The 23,998-nt window shown below is 63.7% G+C and carries 23 protein-coding genes and 2 tRNA genes; 10 read left to right on the top strand and 15 right to left on the bottom strand.

Annotated elements, in window-relative coordinates; all coding sequences use genetic code 11:
• Positions 1–6 precede the first annotated feature (6 nt).
• Both JWQ90_RS20285 and JWQ90_RS20280 read left to right on the top strand, forming a co-directional pair.
• Positions 7–1,074: a putative sugar O-methyltransferase gene (locus tag JWQ90_RS20285; protein ID WP_299696842.1), complete on the top strand. Its 1,068-nt coding sequence runs from the start codon at positions 7–9 to the stop codon at positions 1,072–1,074.
• Positions 1,058–2,212, top strand: coding sequence for a DegT/DnrJ/EryC1/StrS family aminotransferase (locus JWQ90_RS20280; protein WP_299696841.1), 1,155 nt, complete (start codon positions 1,058–1,060; stop codon positions 2,210–2,212). The genes JWQ90_RS20285 and JWQ90_RS20280 overlap by 17 nt, the downstream gene beginning before the upstream one ends.
• Before the next feature lie 116 nt (positions 2,213–2,328).
• On the opposite strand, the gene JWQ90_RS20275 is transcribed toward JWQ90_RS20280, so the two are convergent.
• The 8 genes from JWQ90_RS20275 to JWQ90_RS20240 all read right to left on the bottom strand — a co-directional run bounded on the left by JWQ90_RS20275 (position 2,329) and on the right by JWQ90_RS20240 (position 9,734).
• Positions 2,329–3,045: a hypothetical protein gene (locus JWQ90_RS20275; protein ID WP_299696840.1), complete on the bottom strand. Its 717-nt coding sequence runs from the start codon at positions 3,043–3,045 to the stop codon at positions 2,329–2,331.
• Positions 3,046–3,147: 102 nt separating this feature from the next.
• A complete protein-coding gene (locus JWQ90_RS20270; protein WP_299696839.1) occupies positions 3,148–4,032 on the bottom strand; it encodes a glycosyltransferase family 2 protein in 885 nt (294 codons plus the stop codon).
• Between the two features lie 2 nt (positions 4,033–4,034).
• Positions 4,035–5,162, bottom strand: coding sequence for a DegT/DnrJ/EryC1/StrS family aminotransferase (locus JWQ90_RS20265; protein WP_299696838.1), 1,128 nt, complete (start codon positions 5,160–5,162; stop codon positions 4,035–4,037).
• A 1-nt stretch (position 5,163) separates the two neighbouring features.
• Positions 5,164–5,580 carry an FdtA/QdtA family cupin domain-containing protein gene (locus JWQ90_RS20260; protein ID WP_299696837.1) on the bottom strand — a complete coding sequence of 139 codons (417 nt, stop codon included), beginning with the start codon at positions 5,578–5,580 and terminating at the stop codon, positions 5,164–5,166.
• Between the two features lie 14 nt (positions 5,581–5,594).
• A complete protein-coding gene (locus tag JWQ90_RS20255; RefSeq protein WP_299696836.1) occupies positions 5,595–6,569 on the bottom strand; it encodes a GNAT family N-acetyltransferase in 975 nt (324 codons plus the stop codon).
• Between the two features lie 28 nt (positions 6,570–6,597).
• Entirely contained in the window at positions 6,598–7,383 is a 786-nt protein-coding gene (locus tag JWQ90_RS20250; protein ID WP_299696835.1) for a methyltransferase, read from the bottom strand.
• Positions 7,373–9,076 carry a glycosyltransferase family 61 protein gene (locus JWQ90_RS20245; protein ID WP_299696834.1) on the bottom strand — a complete coding sequence of 568 codons (1,704 nt, stop codon included), beginning with the start codon at positions 9,074–9,076 and terminating at the stop codon, positions 7,373–7,375. The genes JWQ90_RS20250 and JWQ90_RS20245 overlap by 11 nt, the downstream gene beginning before the upstream one ends.
• Complete coding sequence (locus JWQ90_RS20240; protein ID WP_299696833.1) at positions 9,069–9,734, bottom strand: acetyltransferase; 666 nt, start codon at positions 9,732–9,734, stop codon at positions 9,069–9,071. The genes JWQ90_RS20245 and JWQ90_RS20240 overlap by 8 nt, the downstream gene beginning before the upstream one ends.
• A 141-nt stretch (positions 9,735–9,875) precedes the next feature.
• On the opposite strand from JWQ90_RS20240, the gene JWQ90_RS20235 reads away from it, so the two are divergent.
• From JWQ90_RS20235 to JWQ90_RS20210, 6 genes are all read left to right on the top strand, one after another.
• A complete protein-coding gene (locus JWQ90_RS20235; protein ID WP_299696832.1) occupies positions 9,876–10,346 on the top strand; it encodes a regulatory protein RecX in 471 nt (156 codons plus the stop codon).
• A 205-nt stretch (positions 10,347–10,551) separates the two neighbouring features.
• Positions 10,552–13,197: an alanine--tRNA ligase gene (alaS, locus tag JWQ90_RS20230; protein ID WP_299696831.1), complete on the top strand. Its 2,646-nt coding sequence runs from the start codon at positions 10,552–10,554 to the stop codon at positions 13,195–13,197.
• A 123-nt stretch (positions 13,198–13,320) separates the two neighbouring features.
• Positions 13,321–14,556, top strand: a complete 1,236-nt coding sequence (locus JWQ90_RS20225; protein ID WP_299696830.1) for an aspartate kinase — start codon at positions 13,321–13,323, stop codon at positions 14,554–14,556.
• 102 nt (positions 14,557–14,658) lie between these two features.
• Positions 14,659–14,853, top strand: coding sequence for a carbon storage regulator CsrA (gene csrA, locus JWQ90_RS20220; protein WP_299696829.1), 195 nt, complete (start codon positions 14,659–14,661; stop codon positions 14,851–14,853).
• Between the two features lie 158 nt (positions 14,854–15,011).
• Positions 15,012–15,104: transfer RNA gene (locus JWQ90_RS20215), tRNA-Ser, on the top strand.
• Positions 15,105–15,173: 69 nt separating this feature from the next.
• Positions 15,174–15,250, top strand: a tRNA-Arg gene (locus tag JWQ90_RS20210).
• A gap of 36 nt (positions 15,251–15,286) precedes the next feature.
• Here JWQ90_RS20210 and JWQ90_RS20205 read toward each other — a convergent pair.
• Genes JWQ90_RS20205 through pgl form a run of 3 tightly spaced genes read right to left on the bottom strand, consistent with a single transcriptional unit; the run spans position 15,287 to position 17,662 of the window.
• Positions 15,287–15,448: a hypothetical protein gene (locus tag JWQ90_RS20205; protein WP_299696828.1), complete on the bottom strand. Its 162-nt coding sequence runs from the start codon at positions 15,446–15,448 to the stop codon at positions 15,287–15,289.
• A 35-nt stretch (positions 15,449–15,483) separates the two neighbouring features.
• Positions 15,484–16,920 (bottom strand): pyruvate kinase, encoded by a 1,437-nt coding sequence (pyk, locus tag JWQ90_RS20200; RefSeq protein WP_299696827.1) that lies wholly within the window; start codon positions 16,918–16,920, stop codon positions 15,484–15,486.
• A 31-nt stretch (positions 16,921–16,951) separates the two neighbouring features.
• Positions 16,952–17,662, bottom strand: a complete 711-nt coding sequence (gene pgl, locus JWQ90_RS20195) for a 6-phosphogluconolactonase (protein ID WP_299696826.1) — start codon at positions 17,660–17,662, stop codon at positions 16,952–16,954.
• 190 nt (positions 17,663–17,852) lie between these two features.
• Here pgl and JWQ90_RS20190 point away from each other — a divergent pair, with 190 nt between their 5' ends.
• Positions 17,853–18,758 (top strand): isoaspartyl peptidase/L-asparaginase family protein, encoded by a 906-nt coding sequence (locus JWQ90_RS20190; protein ID WP_299696825.1) that lies wholly within the window; start codon positions 17,853–17,855, stop codon positions 18,756–18,758.
• Positions 18,759–18,927: 169 nt separating this feature from the next.
• On the top strand, positions 18,928–19,815 hold the full coding sequence (gene rpoH / locus JWQ90_RS20185) for an RNA polymerase sigma factor RpoH (protein ID WP_299696824.1): 888 nt from the start codon (positions 18,928–18,930) through the stop codon (positions 19,813–19,815).
• Between the two features lie 90 nt (positions 19,816–19,905).
• On the opposite strand, the gene JWQ90_RS20180 is transcribed toward rpoH, so the two are convergent.
• From JWQ90_RS20180 to JWQ90_RS20165, 4 genes are all read right to left on the bottom strand, one after another.
• Entirely contained in the window at positions 19,906–20,307 is a 402-nt protein-coding gene (locus JWQ90_RS20180) for a type II TA system antitoxin MqsA family protein (RefSeq protein ID WP_299696822.1), read from the bottom strand.
• Between the two features lie 38 nt (positions 20,308–20,345).
• Positions 20,346–20,801, bottom strand: coding sequence for a hypothetical protein (locus JWQ90_RS20175; protein WP_299696821.1), 456 nt, complete (start codon positions 20,799–20,801; stop codon positions 20,346–20,348).
• A 62-nt stretch (positions 20,802–20,863) separates the two neighbouring features.
• The gene (locus tag JWQ90_RS20170) at positions 20,864–21,583 is read right to left on the bottom strand and encodes a hypothetical protein (protein WP_299696820.1); all 720 of its coding nucleotides are present in this window, start codon (positions 21,581–21,583) and stop codon (positions 20,864–20,866) included.
• 377 nt (positions 21,584–21,960) lie between these two features.
• Positions 21,961–23,772, bottom strand: a complete 1,812-nt coding sequence (locus tag JWQ90_RS20165) for an AAA family ATPase (RefSeq protein WP_299696819.1) — start codon at positions 23,770–23,772, stop codon at positions 21,961–21,963.
• Positions 23,773–23,998: the final 226 nt, after the last annotated feature.

The following is a 23,998-nucleotide window of genomic DNA, read 5'->3' as shown; positions in this document are numbered from 1 at the left end:
CTCGCGATGCCGCCGCTTGGGGGAGCGGCTGCAAAGGACCCGGCGCGGCGCGGCGGGCCCGTCACGCTTCCGCGCTGGGCCGCGGACCGTTTCGAGGTCGAGGCCGATCCGGAACTGCTGCGCCGGCTGATCTCCGATATGGAGCAGCACGGCGGCGACCTGAAACCGGCCGAGTGCTGGATGCTGCCCGAGCAGGTAGCCTGCGGCCCGATGTCGGGCCTGCTCGACGACTGGTGCGGCGTCATCGGCCAGATGCCGTTCGTGGAACAGGCCGCCGCGGGTGGCGAATACGCGAAGCGCTTCCGCCAGGCTATCGAATTCGCCCAGGCAATCGACCACAGCGGCATGCTGACCGGCGTCCCTCCGAGCACGCTGGCCGCTGCACACTGGCGGGTGCTGGACTGGAACAGCTTGGTCGATTTTTCGCTGATCACCGCGTTCTGCCCGCTGCCGAACCAGGGTGCCCGCCTGCTGGAGATCGGCGGAGGCTTCGGCCGCATTCCCGAGTTTTTCAGCCTCGCCGGATACCGCAACCTCAAGTACGTGAATGTCGACGCGGTTCCTGCCTCGCTGATGTATTGCCACGAGTATCTACGGCGCCGGTTCCCTGAAAAGAAGGTCTCGGTTTATCTCGGACAGGATCGCGCCGCAATCGCCGATGTCGATTTCCTGATCGTGCCGGCATGGCGCGCCGCGCAGGCGCTGGCGGACGATGAGTTCGAGCTGAGCATCAACATCGAAAGCTTCCAGGAAATGTCGCAGCCGCTGGTCGATCACTACATCGCGCTGCTGGACCGGCACACGGTGAAAGGCGGCTGCGTCTACATGACCAACTCGCGCGGTTACAAATTCACCGGCGAATACCGCTTCCCGGCCCATTGGGAAAGCGTGTTCCGCCATCGCACGCTGCGTGCCTGGACACTGGATCATCCGACGGAAATCTTCCGCAAGCGCGGGCGGCCCAGCCCGGCCAGCCATCGCGTGCGCGAATATTTTTACCGCCAGGAACTGCAGGCGGCCCAATGCGCCATCGAACTGGCCAAACGCGGTGAGCACAATGGCCGGAAAGGCTGACAGCCTGCTGCCTGCGGAGATCGTCCCAGCATTCCGCCCGCTGCTGCCGACGGCCGCCCAATTGCTGCCTTATCTGCAGCGCATCGATGTCGCGCGCCTGTATTCCAATCACGGCCCGCTGGCAGAAGAGCTGGAAGCACGGCTGCGCTCGGCGCTGAAGCTGTCCAATGCCTATCTGCTGACCGCGAACTCGGGCACATCGGCGCTGGTCGGCGGCATCCTGGCGACATCGGGCCGCGCGAACTCGGCGCGGCCCTACGCGCTGTGCCCCGCCTACACTTTCATCGGCACCGCCTCGGCGCTGCAGCAATGCGGTTATCGGCCGCACCTGGTCGATATCGACCAGGCCAGCTGGCAGCTCGACCCACAGCGCCTGCTCGATCATCCCCTGCTCGGCCAGGTCGGCATGGTGATGCCGGTCGCGCCGCTGGGACGCCCGGTACCGATCGAAGGCTGGCTGAAGTTCCAGCAGCAGACCGGCATCGCGGTGGTCATCGACGGCGCCGCGAGTATCGAAGCGATGCTGCGCGATTCCGCCCGCTACGTCGGCGAGATTCCGGTGGCACTGAGCTTCCACGCGACCAAGGTTTTCGCGACCGGCGAAGGCGGCGCGCTGCTCAACAGCAATCCGGACATCCTGCGCAAGGCGTATCAGACGCTCAACTTCGGCTTCATGGGCAGCCGCGAAAGCCGCACCGCCAGCATCAACGGCAAGATGAGCGAGTACCACGCCGCGGTCGGGCTTGCCTGCCTCGATGACTGGCCACAGCGCATCGCCGACTACGCCGCCGTCAACGCCGGCTACCGCGAGGCTTTCGCCGCTGCCGATATACAGCGGCCGCTGCATCTGGGGCCGGACATCGCCAGCAACTATGCGGTGATGGAATGTCGTGACGCGGCCGAATCCACGGCAATTGCGTCCGCACTCGGCGCCGCCGGCATCGAATCGCGTCTGTGGTACGGCCTCGGGCTGCAGCAGCAGCCGGTGCTGCACGATATCGGCCGCGATGCCTTGCCGATGACCGAAAACCTGGCGCCAAGACTGCTCGGCCTGCCGATGGCGCCGGATCTTGGGCTGCCAACGATCAAGCAAATCGTCAAGACAATCCGTGTATTCCTTGAGGCAAAGTCGCTGTAAAAATGAATCCATCCCAACGACATGAAGACATGAAAACGGCCCGACAGCCGGCACTACCGCTGGCTGTCGGGCCGTAAACGACGATGCGGGCATCGACCCGACCGTAAGCGTGTAGCTCAGTAAGCGATGCCGTTCAACTTCTCGACGATCTGATCCTGCGGCTGGACCAGCAAACCGGCAGCTTCGCAATCCCAGGAAGCATAGTTGCCATCGACCGTGGCATCGACCGTCTGGCCGCTCGTCTTGTTTTGACAGCTGATCGTCTTCAGCTTGACGCCCGCAACACTGCCATCAACTGCGCTAGCCTCGCTATGCAGGAAAAACCGCATACTCATCGTCGACCCAGCGCCTGAGTTGCCCTGCATCTGAAATTGGGCCGCATACCCAGTGAGGTCCAGAAAGCCCTCGGTGCCGAGGTTCACAGTCACGGTCTTGCTGGGAGCCACGTCCACCTGAAACTGATTGTTACTGATCTGGGTTATCGTCACATCCTGCGAAATCGTCGCCACCTTGGTCAGTTCCCCGGCGATGATCTTGACTTTGGTTTGCACGACATGCGTCTCGCTCAGGCCATATGAAGTGCCGTCATTGGTGCCGGTGCTCAGGTCTATTTCATAGGTTTGAAATACGGCGGGAATGCCCGGCTCGAAATCATAAATTCCAGTCGTAGATCCAGCGACCGATACTGTCGACTCCTGAACCTCGCCCCCAAAAAAGGTTTGCGGCGCGACGCCGACCGTCTTGACGCTCGGATTAAACGCATAGGCCTGGTTCGACAGACCAACCGACAAAAAAGCAACGCCCACAGCAATTACCATTTTTACTGACTTCATTTGTAAACCCCCCGGCTGATTATGGAAATAGCCCAGGGACAGTAGCATATGCTCTGAGGTGTTCACCAAGACCTACGTCACAAGCTTGGAGAAAAATGAGCCTCAGCGGACCAGCAGCATCTCGGCAGCCGAGCGGATCACGCCGCGCTCGCGCAGCTTGCCGATGCGACGATCGGAGAAGAGCTGCTGATCGAACTCGGCCTGCATCGCCGCCTCGTCCGACAACTCGTTCCAACGGCGCCAATGCCAGGCGCGAGCCTCTTCACCCTTGCCTTCGGCGTCGCGCTGCCTGAAGTACTCGCCAATATTGCCGAGCTTGCGGGCGAAACGCATACTCGTCGTAAACGGCACATGGGCGATCAGCAGATCGAGCGGACAGCAGCGGCTCGCATCGACGTTCGGCGGCGTGATGACGTCGTGCCCGCCCTGGGCGACGCCGGCGATCATGCGCCGCCGCGCCATCGCCTTGGGGCGAGGTACGCCGCGAATCCAGGCCATGCTGTCTTCCTCGTCCTTCAGCCGCGCCCGCAGATTCGGCACCTTTTTCACGAACAGCTGCAGTTCGCCGTAGCGTGAAGGCTGCAGCGCATCCGGCAGCAAGGCGCCCGACGCGGTGACCGGCACATTGAAACGGCGCACGCTGAGCACGTCGGCCTGGGCACGTTCGGCGCAGACACGCAGATCGCCGGTTGCCGGAATCCAGAACTCGTCGGCATCCAGAAAGATCACCCAGTCCGCATCGCTGCCGCCCAGCACTTCGCGATAGATCTGGTTGGCGCGCTGCATCGCATCGGCCTGGCGATCGTCGATGACGAAATACTTCAGATCCGGCAGGCCTGCGTGTTCCTGCAGGCGTTCGATGGTGCCGTCGGTCGAGCCGACGTCGAAGACGATGATCTGGCCGACGCCGATGCTGCGCAGATGGCGGACGCAGGCGTCGATCAGCTCGACCTCGTCCTTGACGCCCACCAGAGCCGTGATCTTCATGCTCATGCTCTCGGCCGCGCGGAGCCGCGGAAGTAGCGATACACCGCATCGGCCACGTTGCCGGCCTGCAGCTCGCTCAGATGCGGCCCCATCGGCAGGCTCAGTTGCTGGTTGGCGATGCGGTCGCTGTCGGTGATCCGATCCGGGCCGAATGCGGCGAACGGCGGAGTGCGGTACACCGCAGCCGGGTAATGCAGCATCGTTTCGATACCGGTTGTTGCCAGAAAGCGCGCCAGTTCGTCACGGCGCGAGGTTCTGATCGAATACAGGTGCCAGACCGGCTCGTTGCCGGGCAGCGTCTGCGGCAGTTCCAGACCGTCGATGCCGGCGAGATCCTGCGAATACCGCGCGGCGATGCATCGTCGGCGCTGATTCCATTCCGGCAGCGCCTGCAGCTTCACGCGCAACAGCGCGGCCTGCAGGCTGTCGAGGCGCGAGTTGCGGCCTTCGATCCGGTGCTCGTATTTTGCGAGCGCTCCATAGTTGCGCAGCCGGCAGACCTGCTCGCGCACCGGCTCGCTCGCCGTGGTCAGCATGCCGGCATCGCCGAGAGCGCCGAGATTCTTCGCCGGGTAAAAGCTGAAGGCTGCGGCATCACCCATGGCCCCGACCGGCTTCGCGTTGCGGCGCGCGCCGTGCGCCTGCGCGGCGTCTTCGACCAGCGCGATACGGTGTGTCTTGCACAGTTCCGCAATCGGCTCGATCTCGACCGGCTCACCATACAGATGCACGACGACGACGGCGCGCGTGCGCGCGCCGATCAGGGGCTCGATGGTGCGAGCCGAAACATTGAAGCGGCCGCTCTCGGGCTCGGCGGCAACCGGAGTCGCACCGAGCATGCGCACGGCCAGCCAGGTGGCAATGAAGGTATGCGCCGGCACGACGACTTCGTCGCCCTCGCGCACGCCGAGCGCCTGCAGTGCGAACGCGAGCGCGTCCAGGCCGTTGCCGACTCCGACCGCGAACGGCGATGCTACCGACGCGGCAAATTCGCGCTCGAAAGCTTCGACCTCGTCGCCGCCGACGTAGCAGCCGCGATCCAGCACGCGCGCCCAGGCCTGGTCGAGTTGCGGCCGCAGTTCGGCCGTCGCCGCCTGCAGATCGAGAAACGGAATCCCGTGCTCGCTCATGTCAGCGCGATGCCGTCCGCCCGGCGAGAAAATCAGCATGGTCGCGAATGTAGTCGGCCTCGTCGTACAGCTCGGATGCGATCACCAGCAGGCAGGCGTTGGACGAGAAGTGCGATATCTCGCGCCAGATACCGGGCACCAGCAATAGCCCCTGGTCGGGACGATACAGCCGGATACTGCTTTGCCGCTCGCCATCGTCGAGCAGGACTTCGAACGAGCCCGACGCCGCGACATAGACCTGTTGCAACGCGCGGTGCGCATGACCGGCGCGAACCGCCTGCGACGGGATGTCGAAAGTCCAATAGACCCGGCGGATCGGAAACCCGACATCGAGTTCTGACTCGACGATCGCGATCGTGCCGCGGTGATCGAACACCGTGCGAATGTCCATCAGCCGGCAGTCGTCGACAGTCGCCACTTAAGTCTTTCTCCTCAAGCCTTCGGATCGACGATGCCCGGCACGGACAACTCGTAGGCATCATGCACCAGCGTGCGCGCGCCGAAACCTTCTTTCCAGCGCAGCAGCCCTTCGTTCAAATGACGGCCGCCATCTTCGGTGGAAATGCCGAAGTCGAACCAGCGGCCCGAGGAGCAAGCCGCATCGATCGCGACCGAGACGACGCGATCGAGCAGCCCCAGCTGCCGCGCCTGCGTATCCGCGGCCATGTATTGCGCGTGCACGACGCGATCGGTTTCGAACAGCACGACACCCGCGCCAATCTTGCCGCTGTGCTGGGCGACGATCAGTCGAATCCGATTCGGGAACCGGCTCGCCAGCAGCTGGATTTCTTCGAGACTGTGCACCGGCCGCTGTCCGTGACGCTGGTCCAGCACCTGCTCGAGCAGGGGCCAGAACGAGGACCAGGGCGCATCGTCGAGGATAGCGACATCAGGATCACCGGCGCTGCGCTTCAGCATCCGCTGCCGCAGGGTGCTGCGCGCGGCGCTCGCATCCGGCGGGATCACCGACAGCAGATCCCGCTTCCATAAGCTCGCGCCGCAGCGAAACAGCGCATATCGATCGTCCTCGCTCGGCAGCCGGTGATAGAGACCTGGCACGGTCTTGTAGAGCACCCGGGCAATACCCTCGCCGGCTGCCCACTGCAGCAAGGATGCGAACAGCGCCTGCATCTGCAGCATGCCGCCCTCGGAATCGACGACGAAGCCGCCGTAGGTGAGGCCGCCATGGCTGAGCAGATCGCGGCCACTGCGGTGCGCCGGGAGCAGCGCGATCAGGCGAGCGTCATGCACGGCCATCAACGACGCGTCGGCAAACCGTTGTGCGTGGTAATCCATGAAGCCGCGATCGAACAGGAACGTGCCGTTGCGGCTCCGCGCGACGAAAGCATTCCATTCGTCGGCACGCTCCGCCCGGTAAGGCTCCAGCACGATGCCGGTGGCGCTCATCGCAGCGCCAATGTCACGAGCGCCGTTGTCACGGCCGCGTCACCAGCAGATCCTCGCGCCGGTTCGAGAGCGGCAGGGCGGCCGGCTGCGGCAATACGTAGGCGTCGAAACCAGCGTTGCGTGCGCGCTGCATCAGGCCGAGCACGACCGCATCGTCGATGCGATCACCGGGCGGCGCGAACGCCGGCACCTCGGGATCGGATTCGCTGCGCATGTAGGCCTTGTGAAAATGGCGGCCGGCGTCGCTGCACAGAAAGCGCCGTAGCTTGGATGCGTTGGCGATGTCACCGAGCAGCAGCGCGCCACCGGGCGCCAGCAGTGCCATCGCCTCGTCGAGCAGGCGGAACGGATTGGCGTCCAGGAATGCCACCTGCAACACGCCGTAGCAGATGATCGCGTCCGCGCCGGCGCCGAGCTGGGCGCCTAGCGCGCCGGCCAGCTGCTCAGGGAAACGGCCCGCGATTCTGAGCGCGTCGCCGCCACCGGGCAACTGCTGCAGCATCTCGTCGGAGTCGACCAGCAGCAGGCGCTGCTGCTGCGCCTGGCAATGCGCGATCAGCATCCGTGTCAATTCACCGCAACCGCAGCCGATGTCCAGCACGGTCGCACCTGGGCGGTTCAAGGCCGGCAACTTGTTGCAGAAGTCGGCGAAGATCGCCGGCTCACAGCCGTCACGAAACTGATCGGGATAGCCGATCTTTTCGCTGGCCGACAGCTGAGGGTCCTGCGCCATTTCGCGAAAGCGATCATAGCTCAGCTTGGCGAACTGGCGCGGCGCCTGCCGGCCATCGACCTTGTCCGGATCAACCGCCATCGTTCGCTCCCGGCTGCAAACCCCATTGATCGAGTATGGATCGTACCCGCTCGATATCGACGCGAAAATCAGCGTTGCCACGGATCGCCGCGGTCTCGCCGACATTTTCGCCGAGCATCACGATCGGCTGCTGCCCGCGGGCGATCGCACCGGCCGTCAGTGACGGCGTTTCTTCCAGATCGGCCGGATGCAGGATCAGCGAGCGCAGCGCCGGGTTGCCGAACGCGAACGCAAACCACAGCGCCGATCCGGCGGGGCCGATCGCATGGCTCGCATGCGCGACCAGACCGAGCTGCTCGTCGAAGCCGTGATCTTCCAGGTACACCGTCGCAAAGCCGTAGCGATGGCACAGCGCCTCGATTTCCTGCTGATTCTCCATGCGTCGATGGCGTTCCGGCCGCCGCGCCAGAAATAGCCGGCTACGACTGCTGTCCGGAGCGAATGTCGACGGCGGCATCCGCGCCGCCAGCTCGGCGAACCAGGCGCCGTTCGGGCACAGGCGCTCGAACGGAATCGTGCCGCCCGGCGTCAGCAGCGGAAACAGCGGCGCGTAGGTCGGTGTCGAGGCGACCCAGAGCCTGGCGACGCGCAACGAGCTCAGCGCCGGCAGTTCGATGATCGGCCGGCCTCCACCGATGTGCTCGACGGCCTCGCGATGGGCTTTCGGCATGCTGGCGTCGATCAGCACCGGCACCTGCGGACCGACGCCTGACGGCTGCAGCGCCAGCAGCTTCAACAGGTATTCGCCGGCCCAGTGACCGAAGGCGAACGAGGTGCGGCCGACCAGGTTGATCGCCTCGGCGAGCGCTGCCGGTGCCGGCCCGAGCCGGGCGATCGTGATCTGCTCGCCAACGACGTCGATCGCCAGCGGATCGCGGCTCCATTCGATCGGGATCGCCTCAAGTTCGCCGTCCTGATAGTCGAACAGCACCGCATCGCCAACCTGCAGCAGGCTCGATCGCGCGGTCACGACCGCATCCTCGAGCACCGCGTGAAACTGCGCGCGGCCAGGCACCGTCACCGTCACCGTCACCGTCACCGGCAAGCTGCGCCCTGCGATCGCCGGCATCGGCAGCTCAAGCACGGCGGCCGCCACCAACTCATGATATGTCGCGCCTCGCTGCAATGAGTATTCGCGCAGACCGAGCAGCGGCAGGCGCGCCAACTCGGCCACGCCGCGATCCGCGAACAGCAGCGCATAACTGGCCGCGGCGTCGTCCACGCTCAGGAACGCAAGCAGGGCCTGCTTGATCCGGTAAGGCCAGCGCTGATCGAATTCCCTGGCGGCATCGAAGCGCGCTTTCAATGCCTGCAGCGCGCCGGGGCCGGCGGCGCGCGGATCGCGCAGATCGTCGAAGTAGTCGTGCCCCCAGAGCCGCGCCCGGCCGAGACAGGCCAGTGCCAGATCGGCCTGCCCCTGCGCCTGGAAAAAGCGCGCCGTCGCACGCAGCATGCCCGGCAGCGGCAGCGGCGAGCGGCTCAGCTCGGTGAACTGCTCCATCGCCAGTGCCGGCTGTCCTTTGACTTCCAGGCGGCTCGCGCGCAGCGCTTTCTGCAGCGCGTCGCCGAGCAGGCCCTGGCTGCATCCGGACGACTCCAGCGCGCGCATCGCGGCTTTCAGCCGGCCCTCACCCAGCAAGGCATCCGCCCTGACCAGTGCAGCCGGGCCCGATGGCGCCTCGGCTTCAGACATGCCGGGCCAGACGGCGACTGTCGTAGGCGGCCTTGGGCGTCACATCGCTGCCGGGGAATACGCTGCCGTCGGCCGCGTCCTCGCGGATCGCCGCCCTTGGCCCGAAAAAACAGGCGCGGCCGACGCGGGTACCGGTCATCACGTCGGCCTTCGGGCCGAGGAAACTCATCTCGCCGATGGTGCAGGAGCCGCCGATGCCGGCACCGGGGCCGATAAAACAGTGGTCGCCGATCGTCGAGTGATGGCCGATGTGCGCATTGCTCCAGATCATCACGTTGTTGCCGATGCGCGTGCAGGGCTCGATCAGCACGCCGCCACAGACGAAGCAGTTCTCGCCCATTTCGACTCCCAGCGTTTCGACGCTGGGATGCACGAAGCTGATGAAATCGTAGCCCCTGGCCTTGCCGCTGAAATAGCGATCACGGCGCAGCTGGTTCATTCGGCGATAGCTCAGCGGGCCGAACAGGCTGAACCGATCGGGCGGAAAACGCTGTTCCAGCGTCTCCCAGTCCACCAGCGGCCGGCCAAGGAACTCGTCGGTATTGCGGTAGGCCGCGTCCACGGTATAGCCGACGACGCGGTGCCCGGAATGCGCTTCGAGATAGATCGTGGCGACCTCTGAAGCCGCCAGGGCACCGAATACGACGACATCGACCATTGGCGGTTCGAGCCTGTTGAAAAAGCTTGCGATCGAGTATAGCCGAGCCCCCGGTCGCAGCCCGGCGTCGGCGGGCAGGCGGTGTGGGACAATCCGCCACGGACCGCCAGCCACCGCGCGGGCGGACACGAGGCAGGCACGATGCAGCGAAGAACCAAGACTCCGCTAGAAGCCCCGCAGGCGCGTGATGCGGCGCTGCGGCTGCTCGGCAGGCGCGAACACTCGGCTCGCGAGCTGCAATCCAAGCTGCGCGCTCGCGGCGTCGAAGCCGAAAGCGCCGGCGAGATCGTCGACGGGCTCAAAGAGTCCGGCTGGCAGAGCGACGAGCGCTATGCCGAGATGCTGGTGCAATCGCGTGTCGGCCAGGGGCATGGTCCGCTGCGGATCGAGGCCGAAATGCGCGTCGCCGGCATCAGCGCCGAGGCGATCCGTGCGGCGATGGATGCCGCCGGGACCGACTGGGACGAGCTCATCCAACGGGTCTGGAAGCGCCATTTCCGAACACCGGCCCGCGATGCCCAGGAACGCCAGAAGCAATATCGCTACCTGATGGGCCGCGGCTTCGACTCGGCAACGATCTCGCGGCTGCTAAAGCACGAAGAAGACGAATAACGACTCCCCGGTCTTCCCGAGTAGCCTTGCGAAGCGAGGCGTATCGAGGGACCCAGCCGCGGCCATATCCTTCGATACGCGGTCTTCGCCCGCTACTCGGGAGGAACGGGGACCGCGGCAGCGGAGCCCGAAACCCCGCTAAAACCTAGCGGCACTTAGGCTTTCTGACCTATGATGCGGCCCTTTTCTTTCCGGCTCGGGTCCAGTGAACAGCAACGAACTGCGCGCAAAGTTCCTGTCGTTCTTCGCGCAACAAGGCCATACCGTGGTGCCCTCGTCGCCGCTGGTGCCGGGCAACGACCCGACGCTGCTGTTCACCAATGCCGGCATGGTCCAGTTCAAGGACGTGTTCACCGGCCGCGACAAGCGCCCCTACACGCGTGCGGCCAGCTCGCAGCGCTGCGTGCGTGCCGGCGGCAAGCACAACGATCTGGAAAACGTCGGCTACACCGCGCGCCATCACACCTTCTTCGAGATGCTCGGCAACTTCTCGTTCGGCGATTACTTCAAGCAGGACGCGATCCACTTCGCCTGGGACTTCATCACCGGCAAGGACTGGCTGGGCATCGATCCGCAGCGTCTGTGCGTGACCGTGTACCAGTCCGACGACGAGGCCTACGCAATCTGGAACCAGCAGATCGGCGTGCCGGCGGACCGCATCATCCGCATCGGCGACAACAAGGGCGCGCCGTACGCGTCCGACAACTTCTGGAGCATGGGCGACACCGGCCCCTGCGGGCCCTGCACCGAAATCTTCTACGACCACGATCCCGACGGCAGCAAGGGAATCTGGGGCGGCATGCCCGGTTCCGCGGAGGAAGACGGTGATCGCTGGATCGAGATCTGGAACGTGGTGTTCATGCAGTTCGAGCGCTCCAAGGACGGCAGCATGGAGCCGCTGCCCAAGCCCAGCGTCGACACCGGCATGGGCCTGGAACGCATCAGCGCCGTGCTGCAGGGCGTGCACAACAACTACGACATCGACATCTTCAAGACGCTGATCGCGGCGGCCGCGAAGCTGGCGAAGGTCGCACCGAATTCCTCGGCCTCGCTGAAGGTCATCGCCGATCACATCCGCTCGACCTCGTTCCTGATCTGCGACGGCGTGATGCCGTCCAACGAAGGCCGCGGCTACGTGCTGCGCCGGATCATGCGCCGCGCGATCCGCCACGGCTACAAGCTGGGCTTGAACGAGCCGTTCTTCTATCTGCTCGTCGCGCCGCTGGCCGAGGTTATGGGCGAGGCGTATCCGGAGCTGCGAGCCAAGCAGGCGCTGCTGGAAAAGACCATCAAGGGCGAGGAAGAAAGCTTCGCGATCACGCTCGACAAGGGCATGAAGCTGCTGGAAGAAGCGATCGCCAAACTCGGCGGCGACAAGACCATCCCGGGCGACGTCGTGTTCAAGCTGTACGACACTTACGGCTTCCCGTTCGATCTGACGGCGGACATCGCGCGCGAACGCGAACTGCAGCTGGACGAGGCCGGCTACGACAAGGAGATGGAAGCGCAGCGCACGCGCGCACGCGCGGCCAGCAAGTTCGGCGGCGGCGACGATCTGAAGCATGAAGGCGAAGCCAGCACGTTCCACGGCTACGATGCGCTGACGCACGAGAAGGCCAAGATCACCGCGATCTATCGGGATGGCAAAGCAGTCGCCTCGCTCAGCGCTGGCTTTGATGCAGTGATCGTGCTCGATCAGACTCCGTTCTATGCCGAAGGCGGCGGCCAGGTCGGTGATCGCGGCACGCTGTCGTCCGGCGATTCGCGCTTCGAGGTGCTCGACACGATCAAGGTCGGCTCCGGCGGCTACGGCCATCGCGGCAAGCTCGAAGCCGGCACTTTGAGCACCGGACAGATCGTCAGTGCGGCGGTGGACGAAGCCCTGCGCCATGCGATTCAGCGCAACCACTCGGCGACGCACTTGCTGCATCGCGCGCTGCGCGAAGTGCTCGGTGAACACGTCGCGCAAAAAGGCTCGCTGGTTGACGAGACGCGCACGCGTTTCGACTTCAGCCACGGCGCGCCGCTCTCGGCCGACGAGATCAAGAACATCGAGCAGCGCGTGAATCGCGCGGTGCTGGCGAACGTGCCGGTCGGCGCGACGCTGATGAAGTACGACCAGGCGATCGAATCCGGCGCGATGGCGCTGTTCGGCGAGAAGTACGGCGACGAAGTGCGCGTACTCGCAATGGGTGACTACAGCACCGAACTCTGCGGCGGCACGCATGTGACGCGCACCGGCGACATCGGCCTGTTCAAGATCACCAGCGAGTCCGGCGTCGCTGCCGGCGTGCGCCGTGTCGAGGCGATCACCGGCGAGAACGCGCTGGCCTATGTTGGCGGCCTGGAGGCCAAGTACAAGCAGGCGGCCGATCTGGTGCGCGCCGGCCGCGACGACCTCGCCGACAAGATCGAGCAGCTGCTGGATCGCAGCCGTCAGCTCGAAAAAGAGCTGAGCGCGCTGAAGGGTAAGCTGGCTTCCGCCGCGGGCACGGACCTGGTTACGCAGGCGAAGGACATCGCCGGCACCAAGCTGCTGGTCAGCAAACTCGAAGGCGTGGAAGGCAACGAGCTGCGCACACTGCTCGACCAGCTGAAGAACAAGCTCGGCTCCGGTATCGTCGTGCTCGGCGCAGCCGGTGCCGGCAAGGTCAGCCTGATCGCCGGCGTCACCGCGGACCTGACCGCCAAGGTCAAGGCCGGCGAGCTGGTGAATCTGGTGGCGCAGCAGGTTGGCGGCAAAGGCGGCGGCCGGCCCGACATGGCGCAGGCCGGCGGCACCCAGCCCGAGCATCTCGACACCGCGCTGGCCAGCGTCGAAGCCTGGGTCGCGACCAAACTCGGCAATTGAACCCCGTTTTTGTAGGTTGGGGTGAGCACAGCGAACCCCAACATCGGCGCGCATGAACCTTGGGGTTCGCTGCGCTCACCCCAACCTACGTCTTCCAATAGAGAGGAATCAAAGCAGAACCCCATGGCACTGATCGTCCAGAAATACGGCGGCACCTCGATGGGCTCGGTCGAGCGCATCGAGCATGTCGCGAACAAGGTCGCCAGCTGGCGCGCGCGCGGTCACCAGATCGTCGTCGTCGTGTCAGCGATGTCCGGTGAAACCGACCGCCTGCTCAAGCTGGCCAAGTCGATCGACCCGCGCGGCAGCGAGCGCGAATTCGACCAGATCGCCGCCACCGGCGAACAGGTCACGATCGGCCTGCTGGCACTGGCGCTGATCAAGGCCGGCGTGCCCGCCAAGTCCTACACCGGCTGGCAGGTGGCGCTGCGCACCGACAGCGCGCACATGAAGGCGCGCATCGCCAGCATCGATTCCGAGCGCCTGCTGGCCGACCTCGCCGCCGGCATCGTGCCGGTGGTCGCCGGCTTCCAGGGCATCGACGAGACCGGCGCGGTGACCACGCTGGGCCGCGGCGGCTCCGACACCACCGGCGTCGCGCTGGCCGCGGCGCTGAAGGCCGACGAGTGCCAGATCTACACCGACGTCGACGGTGTCTACACCACCGACCCGCGCGTCGAGCCCAAGGCGCGCCGGCTCGACAAGATCACCTTCGAAGAAATGCTGGAAATGGCCAGCCTGGGTTCGAAGGTGCTGCAAATCCGCTCGGTCGAGTTCGCCGGCAAGTACAAAGTCCCGCTGCGCGTAGTCTCGACCTTCGTCGACGGCCCCGGCACCCTGATCACGCTAGAGGAAGATTCCCCCGGAGGGAATGTGGAAGACGCACTCATCTCAGGCATCGCGTTCAATCGTGACGAAGCCCAGCTCACCATCGCCGGCGTGCCCGACCGCCCCGGCATCGCCGCTGCGATTCTCGGCCCGGTCGGCGACGCCAATATCGAAGTCGACATGATCGTGCAGAACGTCGGCGCCGACGGGTCCACCGACTTCACCTTCACCGTGCACAAGAACGATTACGAGCGCGCCAGCGACGTGGTCAAGGCATTGGCAGTGGAACTCGGCGCCAAGGGCGTGCGCACCGCCACCGATATCGTCAAGGTTTCGCTGGTCGGTGTCGGCATGCGCAGCCACGCCGGCATTGCGAGCAAGATGTTCAAGGCCCTGGCAGTCGAGGGCATCAACATCAAGATGATCTCGACTTCAGAAATCAAGATTTCGGTCGTTATCGAGGACAAGTATCTGGAGTTGGCGGTACGGACCTTGCACCGGGCGTTTGAGCTGGATCAGGCAAAATCCTGATCCGCTATACCAAGACCGCGCAATATGCAATAGGCTGTTGCGCATTCTGGTGAAGCCATCGCTGCCGTCGGAAACTTACAGAACGGATGCTGGAGAGCAGACATGTTGATATTGACCAGGCGGGTCGGCGAAACGGTGATGATCGGGGACAACGTGGCGGTCACGGTCCTTGGCGTCAAAGGCAATCAAGTGCGTGTGGGCATCAAGGCGCCCAAGGACACCCCGGTGCACCGGGAAGAAATCTTCGAGCGGATTCGTCGTGAGAACGAAGAACTGCCCGCGGTCGTCAACGGCTAAAAAGCAGTTTTCACCGCAGGCTCGCTGACGCATGACTCGGTAGGCGGGTTCAGCATCCGTTGGTCGGCGAAAAACATCGGCAAGTGCTTGTCCGGCCGGGCCTGGGTCGCTACAATGCGCGCCCTCGCCGGCGGCAGACGCATAGCCCATCGGCATTCGGAGAGATGGCCGAGTGGACGAAGGCGCGCCCCTGCTAAGGGCGTATAGGGTTTATAGCCTTATCGAGGGTTCGAATCCCTCTCTCTCCGCCAGTTTGCATTGGCAGCAAGAAGCGGGTTTCTTCTTGTCGCGGTACCCGCAGTACCTGCAAAAGTTTTTGCGGGCCCGTAGCTCAGCTGGATAGAGTACCTGGCTACGAACCAGGTGGTCGGGGGTTCGAATCCCTCCGGGCCCACCAATTATTGGTGGATGTTTCATGAAAAAGCCTGATGAGTTAACGCTCATCGGGCTTTTTCTTGTCCGCCGCGACGTAAGCGTCCACGGTGTGATCCCAGCCCCGCTCGGCCGCGTAGAGCGTGCCGTGAAGAAAGACGATATGTCCCGGGTCGCCAGCACGAAGCGCCGTGCGTATCGAAATCTTGGAGCGGGCATCCATTCCCGGTCCTGCGTAATGTTCTGCCGTGCGACCGTTCAGCTACGGCTTGGACTCGCCCCGATCTGCACCACCCGCAACAGGTTGGTCGTGCCGGCCGCGCCGAACGGCAGGCCGGCGGTGATCACGATGGTCTGGCCATTGCGCGCAAAGCCTTCCTCGCACGCCGCCCAGCTCGCAAAGTTGGTCATCTCGGTCACGCTGCCGACATCGGCCGTCATCACCGAGTGCACGCCCCAGACCAGGGCCAGGCGATGCGCGGTGCCGGCTTCCGGCGTCATGCCGATGATCGGCGCGCGCGGCCGCTCGCGCGCGACGCGCAACGCCGACGAACCGGAGTTGGTATAGGCGACAATCGCGGCCACCTGCAGCAGGCCCGCCACGCGGTGTACCGCGTAGCCGATCGCGCCGGCGATGTCGGCCTGCGGCGGCGTCTCCGAGGCCTCCATCAAGTCGCGGTAATACGGATCGGTCTCGGTCTGGTCGATGATGCGGTCCATCATCCGTACCGCCTCGATCGGGTACTGGCCGGCTGCCGATTCGGCCGACAGCATCACCGCGTCGGCGCCATCGTAGATCGCAGTGGCGACGTCGGAGGCTTCGGCGCGCGTCGGCACCGGTGCGGTGATCATCGACTCCAGCATCTGCGTTGCGACGATCACCGGCTTGCCCTGACGGCGACAGCTGCGGACGATACGCTTCTGGATCGCCGGCACCTGCTCCGCCGGCATCTCCACCCCCAGATCGCCACGCGCGACCATCACCGCGTCGGCCGCCGCGACGATCGCGTCGAGGTGATTGATCGCCGCCGGTTTCTCGAGCTTGGCGACGATACCGGCGCGGCCCTGCACGATCGCTTTGGCTTCCTCGATGTCCTCGGGCCGCTGCACGAACGACAGCGCGATCCAGTCGACGCCAATCGAAAGGCCGAAGTCGAGATCGCGTCTATCCTTCTCGGTCATCGCCGAAATCGGCAAGGTCACGCCCGGAACGTTGACGCCCTTGCGCTCGGACAATTTGCCGCCGGTCAGCACCCGCGTCTCCGCATAGCGATCGGTGAAGCGCTCGACCCGCAGCCGGATGCGGCCATCGTCGAGCAGCAGGTCGGTGCCCGCGGTCAGCGCGGCAAAAATCTCCGGGTGCGGCAGCGCAACCCGATCGATATCGCCGGGGGCGTCGCGATCCAGATCGAGCCGGAACGCCGCGCCGGCCACCAGATTCACCGGGCCGTCCTTGAACGTGCCGATGCGCAGCTTCGGACCCTGCAGATCCATCAGGATGCCGATCGGCCGGCCCAGATCCTTCTCGATCTCGCGGATGGTGTCGAAGCGCGCGCGGTGGTCCTCATGCGCGCCGTGGCTGAAGTTCAGACGGAACACATCGGCGCCGGCGCGGAACAGCGCCTCGATGACTTCGCGGCTGGTGCTCGCCGGGCCGAGCGTGGCGACGATCTTGGCGTTACGGTTGCGACGCATGCGATTTCCTTGTGTGGCGGGGCTGTGTCGCCTATGGCGACCAGTAAACATGCACCGGCGCGGTGCTCTGCAGCAGCACGTCGCCGATCGGCAGCGGCGGATTCAGCACGACCGCGCGCTCGATCACCGCACGCTTGGACTCGCCGCCGATGGCGACGAAAATCGCGCGGGAATCCAGGATCGTCGGGAACGTCAGCGTGATGCGCGGATGCGGCGCGGTCTGCGGCCGCGTCGCCGCGACCAGGCGCCTGGACACCATCGCCGCTGGCGTCTCAGTGGCGCAGGGGAACAGCGAGGCAGTGTGGCCGTCGTCGCCGACACCGAGCACCAGCGCGTCGAACGGCCGCGGGATTGCGGCGACCAGCTTCTCAGCCTCGTCCACGCCCTGCTCCGGCTCACGCTGCGCGTTCTTCAAGGGCACCAGCTGCGCGCTCGCGGCAGCGTTCTTCAGCAGGTGCTCGCGCAACAGCCGCTCGTTGCTGTCGGGATCATTGGCGTCCACCCAACGGTCATCAACCAAGCCGACGCAGACGCGCGACCAGTCCAGATCCTGCAGCGACAGCTTCTGGAAAAACGGGATCGGGCTCTTGCCGCCGGACAGCATCAGCGAGGCCAGCGGACGCGCGCTTAGCGCCTCGCGCAACAAGCCGGCGACGGCGTCGGCCAGCGCCTGTGCCGCTGCCCCGGCATCGGGATACAGCTGCTGCTGGACGTTCTCGGGCAGCTTCAGAGCAGAACTCATGCCGGACTCCGGTGAAATCGCGGCCTGCAGTTTGCCACTACCGCGCGTTGCCGGCGTGTAGGAGCGGCTCTTAGCCGCGATTGAAACCTCACCGACACAATCGCGGCTAAGAGCCGCTCCTACAGTGGCGAAATCCAGCTGCAAATCCAGCTGCGCTACAGTAGTCGCCCATTCTTTCAGCCCAATCCCCATGATCCGACTCGCCCTGCACGGCGGCGCTGGCGACCCCGCTCCCGGTGCCGCTAACGACCAGCCCGAGCACCGCGCAGCCCTGGCGCGCATCGCCGCCGAAGGCCTGGCCTGGCTCAAGCAAGGCCGCTCTGCCGTCGACGTCGTCGAGCGCGTGGTGGAGTTGCTCGAGGACTGCCCGCTGTTCAACGCCGGCATCGGCGCGGTGCTCAATGCCGACGGCGTGCCGGAGCTCGACGCCGCGATCATGGACGGCCGCAGCCGCGCCGGCGGCGGTGTCACCGGCGTCAGCCGCAGCCGCTCGCCGGTCAGGCTGGCGCGCGCGGTGATGGAGCGCAGCCCGCACGTGTTGTTCGCCGGGCTTGGTGCCGAAGCGCTGGGCCGCGAACTCGGCCTGCCGGAAGTCGATCCGGGCTACTTCATCATCGAGGAACGCGTGCGCCAGCTCGAGCAGGCGCGCAGGACCGGCAGCATCGTGCTCGACCACGACGCGGCGTTCGGTACCGTCGGCGCGGTCGCCCGCGACGCGCGGGGCCACCTGGCGGCGTCGACCAGCACCGGCGGCCTGACCAACAAGCGGCCCGGCCGGGTCGGCGACACGCCGATCCTGGGCGCCGGCACCTACGCCGACGACCGCAGCGCGGCGGTGTCCTGCACCGGCACCGGCGAGTGCTTCATCCGCGCCGCGGCCGGCTTCCAGATCCACGCCCGGATCACCTACGCCGGCCAGGACTTGAAAAGCGCAGCCCAGGCCGCACTGGATGACGTAAGGGAACAGAACGGCCGCGGCGGCCTGATCGCGATCGACCGGGACGGCAACGTCGTACTGCCGTTCAACTCGCACCTGATGTACCGGGCCTGGGTGGAAGCCGACGGTGTGGTCCGAGTCGGCCTGGGGCCGGATTGAGGCGAAGCCGCCTTCGGCTGGCGGTCGATTGATTGCGTCAATCGCCGGCTTTAGTAATTCCAAAGAGTATTTTTGGGAACTTGGGGTAGGCTTGGCACTCTACTCATGCGACTGCCAGCATCCTGGCTGCAGCCGTAGATCAAGCCGCGAGGCCAAGGGGATTACCGCCATGACGACCACGACATCCACTGCCCTGAAACTGCGTCCGCAGGCAGCGCTGTCGCCTCTGTCCGGCAGTGTTGAAGCCTATATTCAATCGGTTAGCCGCATTCCGCTGCTCGACCCGGCGGAAGAAACGCGGCTCGCCCGCAAACTCCACGACGAGCAGGACCTGGGCTCGGCGCAGCAGCTGGTGCTGTCCAACCTGCGCTTCGTCGTGCATATCGCCCGCGGCTACATGGGTTACGGCCTGCAGCTGGCCGACCTGATCCAGGAGGGCAATGTCGGCCTGATGAAGGCGGTCAAGCGCTTCGACCCGGACGTGGGCGTGCGCCTGATCTCGTTCGCGGTGCACTGGATCAAGGCCGAGATTCACGAGTTCGTGCTGAAGAACTGGCGCATCGTCAAGATCGCCACGACCAAGGCGCAGCGCAAGCTGTTCTTCAACCTGCGCTCGCAGAAGACCCGCCTCGGCTGGATGTCGCAGGCTGAGGTCGAAACCATTGCGCGCGATCTGAAGGTCAAGCCCGAAGAAGTGCTGCAGATGGAATCGCGCCTCGGCGGCCACGACATGAGCTTCAGCGCGACCTCCGACGACAGCAGCGACGAAGGCAGCTACGTGCCCGAGGATTACCTGGCGACCGAGGACAGCAGCTACACCGATATCGAGGACGCCGGCTGGCATGAGCAGCGCGAAACGACGATGAAGCACGCGCTGGCCGCGCTCGACGACCGTGCCCGCACGATCCTGGCGCGCCGCTGGCTGTCGGAAGAGGGCCAGAAGGCCGGGCTGCAGGAACTGGCGGACGAGTACGGCGTCTCGGCCGAGCGCATCCGCCAGATCGAATCGGCGGCGATGAAGAAGCTGCGCAAGGCGATCGAGGCGATTCCGGCGTAAGGCTGACGCTGATGTGAAAAGGCCCTCCCGACGGAAGTCGTGGAGGGCTTTTTTCATGTCCTTCCGCCCTGATGGCACGCCCCGAGCGACTCAGGCTGCTTTGACCTCGGACAACAGATCAGGGTGACGATCCAAAACCTTAAGCAGCTTCACCAACGCCAAAGGCGGTTTGGTTTTGCCGCTTTCGTACCGCGAGAAGGCGTTGACGCCCCCACCGAAAACCGCAGCGGCTTCGCGCTGATCCAGATCGAGCTTCTTGCGAACCCGCGCAATAAATTCCGGATCGACGATTGCGGCATTCACCTGCTTGTTGAAGTCCTGCATCAAAACGCCGGTGCGCACGCCCTCGGCCATTCCGATGACGGCCTCGCCGCAAGCCGGGCAATACTCGCCTTCCACGGCCGGGATTACTGTCGATTCGTCTTTGTAGATGTACGGCTGGTCGCGGGTGTCATGCACCAGTTCCGCTGCCCCGCAAGCTGGACACTTCATGGTTATAGCTCCTTGCAAGCAGTAACAGACGCTTCTCCTCAGTGCCGCGTCTTGCCGATTTGAACGTGTTCGCCGGTCGTCCGCCGAATCGGATTCTTTTCATGCAAGGGCGGAATGTCATGCTCGCGCTCGGCCACATTCAGGATCACATGGGCGTCGATCGCGGCGGCCAGAAGATCGCCGCCTATGGTCTCCTCGATTTCCAGCGTCAGCTTGTCCATTTCGCCCAGCATGCCGAAGCTGGCCCGCAGGCAGCTGGCCAGCGTCAAGACCTCCAGCAGTTCCGGAAGCTCCGCTTCGGCCGGGATCAGGTCCGGGTTCTTGGCGAGTTCGGTCAAAGCGCTGTGGCAATACGCCTCGTATCGCTCAGTGAGCGCTCCGTAGACGAAACGCTCACGCCGCGCGAGCTTTTCCGCAAGGGCGGTCAACTTGCGATGCAGCGTGGTGATGGTGTTGTCGATATCCGCAAGCTCGGATACGTCGACATCCTGCACGGTAAGTTCTCTGCTCATATCGGGGCTCTCATGCGTTGGCAGTGATTGGGGTCTATGCGGGTCTAGGCCGACGGGAACGCGGCCGATGGCGTTCCGGCGCTGCCGGCCGCGCTCGCTCTGGTCCGCCGCGGCGCTTTCTCGATGCGGCTCGCGGTGCGCCAGGCGCGCAGCTTCTCCGGCTCCAGGGCGTACTTGTTGGTCACGATCGCGTCGAATTGCTGGATAGTGTCACCGGCGGCATCGAGGATCTGGCCGACGCGCATGGTGTTCTCGACGCCGCCCTGGATTTCGCCCTGGTTCACACGGCTGGCGGCGCGCAGGGCGTCGCTGTGCTGGCGCAGGGTCTGCACGAAATCCGCTGCGATTTCGTAGCTCGTGAACCGCGCGCGCAATGCGGCCTTGGCCGCCAGGGTGTCGGCGGGATCGTCGGCCTGATCTTCGAGGCGCGCCAGCATGGCGTCGATGTGCGTCAGCAGAGGCGTTTCGCCGGGCTTGTCGGGCATTTGGTAAGGCGCCGCAAAGCTCGGGTCGTCGAGGCCGATGGCGCGGGCGGTGCGGGCGATGTTCCTGCAGTCGGTGTCGAGCGCCTTGAGCAGCGGGCGTTTACTGATGCGGTCCGGCATCTGCGCGGCCTTGGCGGCATTCAAATCGACAAGATACTGATCGAGCTGGCTCAACAGTTGGGCGCCCTTGAAACCGGGTGGAAAATCGCCGGCGCGTTCCTGCCCGAAAGTCTGCACACTGGTGAGCCGCTGATAGCGGCGCTCGTCGCGATTGTTCATGCCGTTCTCCCGCCATACCGCCCCACGGCGGCTTCGACGAAAAGATGGAATGAATAACTTTCGGCGTCACGGAAGTACGTCACATTCGCTGACGCGGGCCCAGCTGGAATGCCACCCACTAACGGAAAATCGGCTCTCTCCCGCAGGCCATCGGTATCTACACATCTTCGGAAAGGCGGCGAGCCGCCCGATGCGCATGCTCCTTCTGTTGATCACCGATTGGCATTTCTGACGATCAGTCGTTTTCCTCGATCCTGATCGGCCTGAGCTTGATCCGGTCAGAGCGTATCCATGACATCAATAGCTGCCGTTCGCTGCTGCCCCGATGGCGGTAAGGTGCAAGAAGCGGACGATCAAACTTCCGACCCGGTGGATGCCTAGCTTGCAGCCATCGGGACGCTCGCACTCGACTCAAGCGCAACTTTCTCAATAATATCTATGACGCCTGAGAACCCGGCAAACAGACTAGCGTCATCAAGGCGGCATACGGACGCGCACAACTTGCTCTTGTCTAGATTTCGCGTAGTAACGCTATTTCCATTCTTTTTCTTCGACTCTTTCGTTTGAAATACGTCCTGAGAAATCAGCGCTTCAGGGAGAAGATTTTCTATACCAGACTCGATAATTCGATTGGAAGAATTTGTGGGCATCGATCGAATGAAAAGGCGGCTCACTGTTTCATCTGGCTTATTCGTGTCATTGTCGTAAAGAAGCAGAACGTTGCGACGAGCCAGCTCTGGCTTTGCTTTGAGCACGTTGGCGGTCGCATTGAGCGCGTCCTTGCCAGTATGAAAGCCCTGTCCACTCCTTGGATCCTTTGCGCCAACCCAACAGATCTCCACTGCTTCCTTAAGGGCGCCACGGCCTAGACGATCCATTGCAATATTCAAATACTCGGGGTCGGTCTCGCCTTCTACCAAAACTAGTAACTTTCCAGGGCCATTCGCAGCGGCAACAACTGCATCCGCAAATGCCTGCGTGTTATGGAAAGCGTCCAAGGCTCGTCCGAACTCAGCGTATGCCTCTGCTGGAATATTAGAGCCTGATGGGAGATCAACAATATGCACTCCGTTGCTTCCGAACTTTCGCTCCATCCCGAGCGCAAAAAGAGGGGAGTGACTTGATAGTAAGAACTGAACCTTTGGGAATAAAGCGATTAGTTCGGGCAGCGCTCGGAGTTGTAGATCGACGTGCATGTGTGCATCGAGTTCATCAATGATGCAGATTCCAGTGATGCGGATAGGGTCGGCTTGGGCCGGATGCCCGTCACCATATCTGACGAGTGTTCCAAATATGGTGAGTAGCGAGGCTTGACCAGCAGATAGTGCGTCTAAAGGCAGTGGTCTTTCGACTCCTGTTTTGGAGAATCCGAGTCGGCCAACCTGGCGACCACCCCAAACGAATCTAGCTGATTGGTCCCCAAGGATCTTTCCTAGTATTTGATTGAGCGATTGCCAAATCTTGAGTTGGCTTGTGGCGTATTGAATATCGCCAACTGCGAGCGGAACCATCTGGTTATCCAATCCCGGAACGAGTCGAAAGTCGGTCCTCGCATCGATAAGCAGCGACATCATCCATTGTTTCAGTCGATCGAGACCACGCTCTACATAAATCGGTTTGTCGAGCACTTTTGACAGGCGCGGCGCCAAGTCGAACTCGTCAGCTCGCACACTCAAACGGTTGAGCCAATGAGGCACCTCTGACCTGCTTGCTGGCAGAAAGAGATATGCCCCTTCTTGAAATATTTTTTTTGCCTGTTCATCCGGCATGGAAAGCTCTTTGACACTGCCGTCGTCGGGCCACGACGCTTGTGCCTTGAACACTTCGGGCAGCCGCTCGATTGCCTCAGCGGCAACTAGCTTTCCCCCTTTTGACTTATAAAAATAAAAACTCCCCTCGTGTTCGAACTTGAGTAAAGAAAGAGCCCCACTGGCATTCGCAGAGATCGTGTCGGGCCCAATAACGCGAAACCATGGCCTGCTTACGGCCGATTGAGTCGGCACCACATCGTTATAGTGCACAGTCTCCGCTTCGAATATGGCATCGGCGATGATTGATAGGAAGTTTGTTTTTCCTCCCCCGTTCGCTCCTACTAACAAGAACGGCTTAGGGTCGCCGGCCACAGCAAGCTGAAGATTAAGATTGCGAAGCGGACCTACGTTCTCAATATAGATATCAGTTAGGTACATCCCGGATCTCTATGGCGCGCTCACATGGCAGTTGAAATAAGCGTAGCAGGTATACATGCTTATTGAACTGGGTTGTGGTTAGATTGGGTTTCAACCTTCCTAGGAGCCTGTCGGATTATCGGCCTTAATTTTGCCTGAGCAATGTCGATAGAAACGGACCTAGGACGAAGCGATGGCGCAGCGGTTTGTGGATGTGGATCGAGCGACGCCGTACTTGCTACCGCCA

This window comes from Hydrocarboniphaga sp. (assembly GCF_028291725.1).
Classification (GTDB): Bacteria; Pseudomonadota; Gammaproteobacteria; order Nevskiales; family Nevskiaceae; genus Hydrocarboniphaga.
Note: the sequence above shows the minus strand (reverse complement) of the source record. Positions and strands in the feature narration are given on the sequence as shown.

What these genes read in the sequence shown, in the direction of transcription:
- JWQ90_RS20285 (WP_299696842.1), top strand. Translation starts at nt 7, where the DNA reads ATGCCGCCGCTTGGGGGAGCGGCTGCAAAGGACCCGGCGCGGCGCGGC.
- JWQ90_RS20280 (WP_299696841.1), top strand. Translation starts at nt 1,058, where the DNA reads ATGGCCGGAAAGGCTGACAGCCTGCTGCCTGCGGAGATCGTCCCAGCA.
- JWQ90_RS20275 (WP_299696840.1), bottom strand. Translation starts at nt 3,045, where the DNA reads ATGAAGTCAGTAAAAATGGTAATTGCTGTGGGCGTTGCTTTTTTGTCG.
- JWQ90_RS20270 (WP_299696839.1), bottom strand. Translation starts at nt 4,032, where the DNA reads ATGAAGATCACGGCTCTGGTGGGCGTCAAGGACGAGGTCGAGCTGATC.
- JWQ90_RS20265 (WP_299696838.1), bottom strand. Translation starts at nt 5,162, where the DNA reads ATGAGCGAGCACGGGATTCCGTTTCTCGATCTGCAGGCGGCGACGGCC.
- JWQ90_RS20255 (WP_299696836.1), bottom strand. Translation starts at nt 6,569, where the DNA reads ATGAGCGCCACCGGCATCGTGCTGGAGCCTTACCGGGCGGAGCGTGCC.
- JWQ90_RS20250 (WP_299696835.1), bottom strand. Translation starts at nt 7,383, where the DNA reads ATGGCGGTTGATCCGGACAAGGTCGATGGCCGGCAGGCGCCGCGCCAG.
- JWQ90_RS20245 (WP_299696834.1), bottom strand. Translation starts at nt 9,076, where the DNA reads ATGTCTGAAGCCGAGGCGCCATCGGGCCCGGCTGCACTGGTCAGGGCG.
- JWQ90_RS20240 (WP_299696833.1), bottom strand. Translation starts at nt 9,734, where the DNA reads ATGGTCGATGTCGTCGTATTCGGTGCCCTGGCGGCTTCAGAGGTCGCC.
- JWQ90_RS20235 (WP_299696832.1), top strand. Translation starts at nt 9,876, where the DNA reads ATGCAGCGAAGAACCAAGACTCCGCTAGAAGCCCCGCAGGCGCGTGAT.
- JWQ90_RS20225 (WP_299696830.1), top strand. Translation starts at nt 13,321, where the DNA reads ATGGCACTGATCGTCCAGAAATACGGCGGCACCTCGATGGGCTCGGTC.
- csrA (WP_299696829.1), top strand. Translation starts at nt 14,659, where the DNA reads ATGTTGATATTGACCAGGCGGGTCGGCGAAACGGTGATGATCGGGGAC.
- JWQ90_RS20205 (WP_299696828.1), bottom strand. Translation starts at nt 15,448, where the DNA reads ATGGATGCCCGCTCCAAGATTTCGATACGCACGGCGCTTCGTGCTGGC.
- pyk (WP_299696827.1), bottom strand. Translation starts at nt 16,920, where the DNA reads ATGCGTCGCAACCGTAACGCCAAGATCGTCGCCACGCTCGGCCCGGCG.
- pgl (WP_299696826.1), bottom strand. Translation starts at nt 17,662, where the DNA reads ATGAGTTCTGCTCTGAAGCTGCCCGAGAACGTCCAGCAGCAGCTGTAT.
- JWQ90_RS20190 (WP_299696825.1), top strand. Translation starts at nt 17,853, where the DNA reads ATGATCCGACTCGCCCTGCACGGCGGCGCTGGCGACCCCGCTCCCGGT.
- rpoH (WP_299696824.1), top strand. Translation starts at nt 18,928, where the DNA reads ATGACGACCACGACATCCACTGCCCTGAAACTGCGTCCGCAGGCAGCG.
- JWQ90_RS20180 (WP_299696822.1), bottom strand. Translation starts at nt 20,307, where the DNA reads ATGAAGTGTCCAGCTTGCGGGGCAGCGGAACTGGTGCATGACACCCGC.
- JWQ90_RS20170 (WP_299696820.1), bottom strand. Translation starts at nt 21,583, where the DNA reads ATGAACAATCGCGACGAGCGCCGCTATCAGCGGCTCACCAGTGTGCAG.
- JWQ90_RS20165 (WP_299696819.1), bottom strand. Translation starts at nt 23,772, where the DNA reads ATGTACCTAACTGATATCTATATTGAGAACGTAGGTCCGCTTCGCAAT.